The following is a 565-nucleotide window of genomic DNA, read 5'->3' on the forward strand; positions in this document are numbered from 1 at the left end:
TGCTGCCCGTACACCTGGCCGGGTGGGCCGGGGGCGGCGGCCGGGCCCTGCCCGGAGCGGTAGGTGGTGCCGCCGGGGTTGCGGGGCAGCGGGACGTGGCCCGGGTCGCCGGCCGGTTCCTTGTCCGCCCGCGAGCGGCGGAACAGCAGGACGATGAGCAGGATCCCCACCGCGACCATGGCGATGCCGAAGAACATGATCACGGAGCCGCCGGAGGACTCCTCGGCGGCGGTGTTGCTGACGGCGCCGGCGCCCTGGCCGGCGGCGGCCAGGCTCGGGTCCGCCCCGGCGGCCCGCACCTCGGTGGCGGCCGCGCTGGGGGTGGGCGACGGCTTCTTCGAGGGCTTCGGCGTCGGCGAGGGCGTCGCCCGGTCACCGACCACCCGGGACGCCACCGCGCCCCGGCCCAGGGCCCGCCCGAGCGCGTCGCTGGCCACGCCGCTCACGGTCAGCCGGCCGCCCGGCACCTCCGCCGCGAACGCCACCCGGTAGCGCACCGTGATGCCCTTGCCCTTGCAGAGCCTCGGGTTCAGCGGCGAGGTGGCCGACGTGGCCGCGCTGCCGC

At 78.4% G+C, this 565-nt stretch carries 1 pseudogene; it reads right to left on the bottom strand.

From position 1 onward, the window contains the following. Nucleotides 1–565: pseudogene (locus tag ACSNN9_RS28610) on the bottom strand (hypothetical protein); the annotation flags it as partial.

The organism is Micromonospora sp. URMC 107 (assembly GCF_051386315.1).
Lineage (GTDB): Bacteria > Actinomycetota > Actinomycetes > Mycobacteriales > Micromonosporaceae > Micromonospora.